Source organism: Carboxylicivirga agarovorans (genome assembly GCF_050589845.1).
Lineage (GTDB): Bacteria > Bacteroidota > Bacteroidia > Bacteroidales > Marinilabiliaceae > Carboxylicivirga > Carboxylicivirga agarovorans.
This window is the reverse complement of sequence record NZ_JBNGPA010000020.1, coordinates 100,739-107,334: the sequence shown is the minus strand read 5'-3', so window position 1 is coordinate 107,334 and position 6,596 is coordinate 100,739. Positions and strand designations below refer to the sequence as shown.

The window sequence follows — 6,596 nt, the reverse complement described above, 5'->3', positions numbered from 1 at the left end:
ATTTATAAAAAAGACTTAAAACCACCTCCCCTCTCCTTCGTCGAGGTACTCCTCCTTGCCAGGAGGAGAGCTGATTTACAGCTTGCAAAACACTATATATGTGAATGTTTGAATCTTTTCGAACACTAAAAGGCAAAGCGCAGCGACGCCACGGCATACTTACGCCCATCAATCCGGTGCAACTGCAATTGAATTTCAATGCACTTCTTTTCCATGCACCGGCCGGCAAATGCCCGAACGTTTAAATAATAAAAAGTTGAGTATAGATACAATTTGAACATATTCCCCCCTAAAAGCATAATGGCAATAATTCATTCCCCAAGGTATTTTGTAACTTGCTTTTATCATTTTTACTTTATTAATACTATGAAGCTTCAAAACCTATTATTGTTGTTGCTGGCAGGATTACTGACCGCTTGCACCACACCATCAAAAGATAAAAACATGCCTTTACAAACGTTTGAGTATGAATTTCAGAATACAGCTCTGTCCTTTGATGAGCGTGTGGCATCACTCATCGGAGAATTAACGTTGGAAGAGAAAATTGGTCTGATGGAAAACACGGCTCAGCCTGTTGAGCGACTGGGTATACCGCAGTACAACTGGTGGAATGAAGGCTTACACGGCGTAGCCCGCTCGGCTCCTGCCACTGTTTTTCCTCAGGCTGTAGGAATGGCGGCTACTTTTAATCCTGACCTGGTTGAGCAGGTTGCAGGCGCTATCTCAGATGAAGGAAGAGCGCTTTACCATGCCGCCATCCAAAAGGATATCCATAAATGGTATTTGGGATTAACCTACTGGTCGCCCAATGTTAATATTTTCCGTGATCCACGTTGGGGACGTGGTCACGAAACCTACGGTGAAGATCCATACCTGTCGGGCAGGATAGGAGCCTCTTTCGTAAGGGGATTACAGGGTAATGATGATAAGTACATAAAGGTAGCGGCATGTGCCAAGCATTTTGCCGTTCACAATGGTCCGGAAGCCAAACGGCATTATTTTGATGCAAAGACCAACCGTAAAGATCTGAATGAAACCTATCTGCCTGCCTTTAAGCATTTGGTTGACGAAGGTGTTGCAGGGATTATGTGCGCCTATAACCGCACGAATTCAGAGGTGTGTTGTGGTAGCCCCACATTATTGCTTGATGTATTGCGTAATCAATGGGGCTTTGACGGTTATGTTGTCTCTGATTGCGGGGCTTTGTACGATTTTCATGTGTTCCATAAGATCAGTAAAGATGCTGTGGAGTCGGCAGCCATTGCCCTCAGGGCCGATGTTAATGTTAATTGCGGGAGTGTCTATCGTCATCTCGATAAGGCGATTGAGCAAGAGATGGTCAATGAGAAGCAACTGGATGCGGCATTGGCCAAACAGCTAAAAATACGTTTTCAGCTGGGTATGTTCGACCCGCAGGATGATGTGCCTTATTCAAACATTCCGCTATCGGTAGTAGGCAGTGATAAGCATAAGGAATTGGCACGCGATGTGGCTCGCCAGTCAATGGTACTATTGAAGAATGATAATAAGGTGCTGCCTCTGAAAAAGGATTTAACACAATATTATGTAACGGGTAATAATGCCGCTGATGTGAATGCGTTGATGGGCAATTATTATGGCGTATCCAGGCATTATGTCACGGTTCTGGAAGGTATTGCCAACGCGGTATCGCCCACCAGTATTGTACAATACAATCAGAGTGTACTACTGGAGCAAGAGCTGGAGCACACTAATACCGGCCAGGTATGGAATGCCCAGTTTGCCGATGCTGTCATTGCGGTTTTAGGTATTTCACCTTTGTATGAAGGGGAAAACGGCGATACACCATTCTCTAAGACGGGAGGCGACCGTGAGAAAATAGAACTACCGGCTAACCAGCTGAAGCTGCTTCGTGACTTAAGAACCAAGTGCAAGGACAAGCCATTAATAGCAGTGGTTTTGTCGGGTAGTGCCATTGCCATGCCTGAGGTTCATGAACTGGCCGATGCTGTGTTGTGGGCCTGGTATCCGGGTGAACAGGGAGGTCATGCTGTCGCTGATGTGCTTTTTGGTGACTATTCTCCATCGGGTAAACTGCCATTGACCATTTATCAGTCAACAGAGCAGTTAGGCGATTTCGAAGATTATAATATCTCACAAGGCGGATGGACATACCGTTATTTTGATGGTCAACCCTTATATCCCTTTGGCTTTGGTTTAAGTTATAATACCATTGAATATAAATGGAATGAAACTGATAAAGTACAAATGAAAGCAGACGCTTCACTTCAGATTGACTTAAGCGTTACTAATAATGGTTCAATGGTGCAGAACGAGAGTGTACAGCTATACGTTAGTAAGCCCGATGCCGGCTTTTTAACGCCCATATGCGCACTGAAAGGTATACAGAATGTTGTGTTGGGAGCAGGCGAAACAACAAAGGTGACGTTTACCATTGATAAAGCAAGCCTGGCACAGGTTAATATGGATGGACAAGAGGTGTTGCCGTTGGGTGAATACCGCTTGTATATTGGGTCGTCAAGTCCCTCTCAAAGATTAGAAGCCCTAAAGGGGACAGCACCACTGGAATTGACTGTTGAAGTGATTGAGTAATGGCATAAGATGCATAAGTTTTAAAGAGGGTTACATACATTTTATTTCATTCCAAGAACGCAAATGATAAAGTTCACAAAGGTCGCAATGTATATAATATGAATACTATATGTTTTGCGACCTTGCTGTAAAACTTAACTTTCGCGCAGGATTTACGGATGTCATATTTAGTAACACCATGTAAGTTATAGGTGACATGCTTTGGGGCTATGGCATGTTTGTAATTGCCAGGCTGTAATCGGTAAACGGTAGGTCAGTAAAAAAAGGGGCTGGACCTAACACAAGGTTATTATCATTCTTCATCCTGGTAATTAATTTCTTATAGGTTTTGTATTAAGGTTAATATTTTGGAAATGATGAGTTAAAAGTGAGTTGTGTTTTTCGGTATTTCCGATAATTAATTAGTATCATTGCCTCACCTTTATCATTGTTAGCAAAACTATGCCAGGAGAAAAATCGCTGATCAACTACCAGGGGCTGTTGTGCCTGTTTCTATTGTTTATGACCTGTAACTTAACTCAGGCTCAGGTTAAATTTAACGAAATACTCTCTTCTAATATCTACGGACTGTGTGATGAAGATGGTGATTTTCATGACTGGATTGAAATAATTAATGCTTCGGGAGATTCGATCAACCTGGGTGACTACTTTCTAAGTGATAATATTAGCGATTCAGCCAAATGGCAGTTTCCCGAGATGAAGCTTGCCAGTAATGACTATCAATTGGTCTTCGCATCGGGCAAGGATCGTAAGGTAATGGTCAAAGGCTGGAATACCATTATTAATAAGGGTGATGAGTGGCGTTATAAAGTGCCAAACGCTGCTGTTGATGATGCGTGGAAAAACAGTGACTTTGATGATTCACAATGGCTCAAGGGTAAGTCTGGTTTTGGTTATGGTGATGACGATGATGAGACGTTACTGCAGGGTGTTATGAGTGTTTTTGTGCGACGTTCGTTTCATATTGCTAAGCTTGATGAGGTGGTACAAATGGTACTACATCTGGATTATGATGATGGTTTTGTGGCCTATATCAATGGGGTTGAGATTGCACGCGACCGCCTGGGCAATGCCGGGAGCTATGTATCATACAATCAGGCAGCCGATGATTATAACCATGAGGCACAAATGTATCAGGGTTTGCCGCCCAATCAGTTTGAAATACTCAACTGGAAAGATTTTGTGCATGAAGGGGACAATGTTTTAGCTATCCAGGTGCATAATCACTCAACGTCATCATCCGATTTAAGCTGTATTCCCTATTTGTCTGTCGGATTAAAGAGTGGCGATACTTTCAATGCATCATCCGATCTCGGTTTACCTTCATCATACCTGCATGCTAATTTCAAAATAAAGGCCGATGGTGAATCCTTGTATTTGTTCCACCACAAGGAACTAGCCGATTCTGTCACAAGCATCCGCCTGATGGCTGACATATCCTATGGACGCTCTCCACAGCAAAACGATGAATGGTTATTTTATGCAGTGCCAACGCCTGGTGGTGCCAATGGTGATGATGGCGCCGGCGAACTATTTACCGACAGCGTAAGCTTCTCTGTACCTGGTGGTATATATGCCATGGCACAGCAAATTGAATTGTTAGTTCCAGGAGACAATACTGGGGAAATATACTACACAACTGACGGGACTATACCCGATAAAGAAAGTACGCTTTATCAGCAGGCTCTTGATATCACTGATGTTTCAGTAATAAAAGCGCGGGCCTACATTGCAGGGCACTTGCCCGGACCCGTCACAACTCATAGTTATATTATTGGTAAAGTCCATGATATGCCTGTTGTCTCCTTGTCAACAGAACCCGGTAACTTGTGGGACTACCAAACGGGTATTTATGAAATGGGGCCTAATGCCAGTAGCGATAATCCGCATTTTGGCGCTAACTTCTGGCAGGATTGGGAGCGACCGGTTAATTTTGAATATTACGATAAGGAAGGCAATGCATGCATTAACCAGGGGGCTGGTATCAAAATATTTGGTGCATGGTCGCGTGCCCATCCGCAAAAATCCTTTGCATTGTTTGCCCGTAAAGAATATGGCGATGGTTCATTTAGCTACCGTTTTTTCGACAAGCGAAGTAATGATAAGTATGAAGCCCTGGTGCTTCGAAACTCGGGTAACGCTTTCTATGGTACGCACCTGCATGATGCGTTTATGACCGACCTTATGCATGGCTCCGACATTGAAATGCAGGCTTTTCAACCGACGGCTGTTTATATTAACGGTGCCTATTGGGGAGTAATGAACCTGCGTGAAAAAGTTAATGAACACTTTATTTCTGATAATACTGGTGCTGATGCCGACGAGGTGAATATCCTTGAAAAAAACGGAGATATTGTTAATGGCAATAATGATGATTACCAGGATTTGTTAACTTTCATTTCATCCAATAGCCTGGTCAGTGATGAGAATTACCAAAAGGTGGCATCAATTATCGATATTGACAATTATATCGAATATCAACTCATTCAAACATACATTGATAATCGCGACTGGCCTGGTAACAATATTAAGTTCTGGAACACAAACAGCATCAGAGGTAAGTACCGCTGGATATTATATGATACTGATTTTGGATTTGGTTTATATGGGAACGAGAACTATAAGCATAATTCACTAAAGGATGCACTGGCGCCTAACGGACCTAATTGGCCCAATCCTCCATGGTCTACCTTGTTGTTCAGGCGACTGATAACCAACAGGGATTTTAAGGAGAAAATGGGTGTAAAAGCCAACGACCTGTTAAATACCATTTGGAAATCCTCACACGTCAACCAGGTGGTAGACTCGATCAAGTCCCTGTATGTAAATGAAATGCCTGGTCATTGCCAGCGATGGGGCTTGAGCTATGAAAATTGGAGTAATGAAGTTAACCGTCTTAAGATATTTGCTTATAACAGACCCAACTACTACCTGAACGACATTAAAGAGGTGTTGGGTTATCAGTCAAACCATGCTATTATTGTTGATACGCAAGATGACAACATGGGTACTGTAAAGGTCAACTCCATCTGTCCTGAGTCTTATCCGTTCTATGGCTCCTATTTTAACGGTAGCGAAATAACGCTTAAGGCCATGCCCCGACCAGGATATAAATTTGCAGGCTGGCGAGGTGATAATACGTCAAAATCGCTGTCAGTCAAGCATCTTGTAGAAGATGAAGCATCAATAGAAGCCATGTTTACCAAAGCAAGTGAAGATGATGTACAGGTAATTATCAATGAGGTATTTTATAAATCAGGCGAGAACATTAAACCATCAGACTGGGTAGAGATCTATAATGCCGGTTCAACGGCAGTTGATCTGAAAAACTGGACTTTCAGTGATGGTAAACAGGATTCGGCCTTTGTATTTGATAATGCGCGTATTTTATACCCCGATGAGTATTTGGTTATTTGTAAAAACAAGGAGAATTTTAAAACGACCTATCCGTGTGTGAGAAACCTGGTAGGAGAAATCCTGTTTGGATTAAGCAGTCAGGGTGATAACCTGCGCCTGTACAATGCACAAGGCCAGTTGATGGATGCCGTTGATTATTATCCCAATGGCAACTGGCCAACAGAAGCCAACGGAATGGGAGCTTCCATCGAACTTATTCAGCCTCATGAGAATAATGAACTGGCTGCTAATTGGAAAGCATCGCATGACGGAGGAACACCTGGTGAGCGCAACAGAAATTATACTGATGTGGGCTTATTTGACAGGCCATATGCCTTGAATGCATCATTGAAATGCGTGCCAAATCCTGTAACCAAGAGCTCGGTTGTTACTTTTACTATCACAGATGCCGGATCATACAGTTGGCAGCTGTACGATAGCAGGGGCAAAGTCTTATCACAATCATACCGGCAGACCTATTCGCCAGGAAAGTATAGTGTGTCAATTCCTGAATTGACCAATGAAAGTTTAGTTAAGGGTATGTACTTTTTGCAACTGCGTGGTGCTGATGGCGCCGAAAGCATTAAGTTGATTTACCTGTAATGATA

General features: G+C 42.9%; 2 protein-coding genes. Both read left to right on the top strand.

The annotated features are described in order from the left end of the window. Positions 1-366 precede the first annotated feature (366 nt). Positions 367-2,592, top strand: a complete 2,226-nt coding sequence (locus tag ACRD69_RS17780; protein WP_430816474.1) for a glycoside hydrolase family 3 C-terminal domain-containing protein — start codon at positions 367-369, stop codon at positions 2,590-2,592. A 441-nt stretch (positions 2,593-3,033) separates the two neighbouring features. After that, positions 3,034-6,591 (top strand): CotH kinase family protein, encoded by a 3,558-nt coding sequence (locus ACRD69_RS17775; protein ID WP_430816473.1) that lies wholly within the window; start codon positions 3,034-3,036, stop codon positions 6,589-6,591. The last annotated feature ends 5 nt before the right edge of the window (positions 6,592-6,596 follow it).

Coding starts and splice junctions, on each gene's coding strand:
- ACRD69_RS17780 (WP_430816474.1), top strand. CDS start 367: ATGAAGCTTCAAAACCTATTATTGTTGTTGCTGGCAGGATTACTGACC.
- ACRD69_RS17775 (WP_430816473.1), top strand. CDS start 3,034: ATGCCAGGAGAAAAATCGCTGATCAACTACCAGGGGCTGTTGTGCCTG.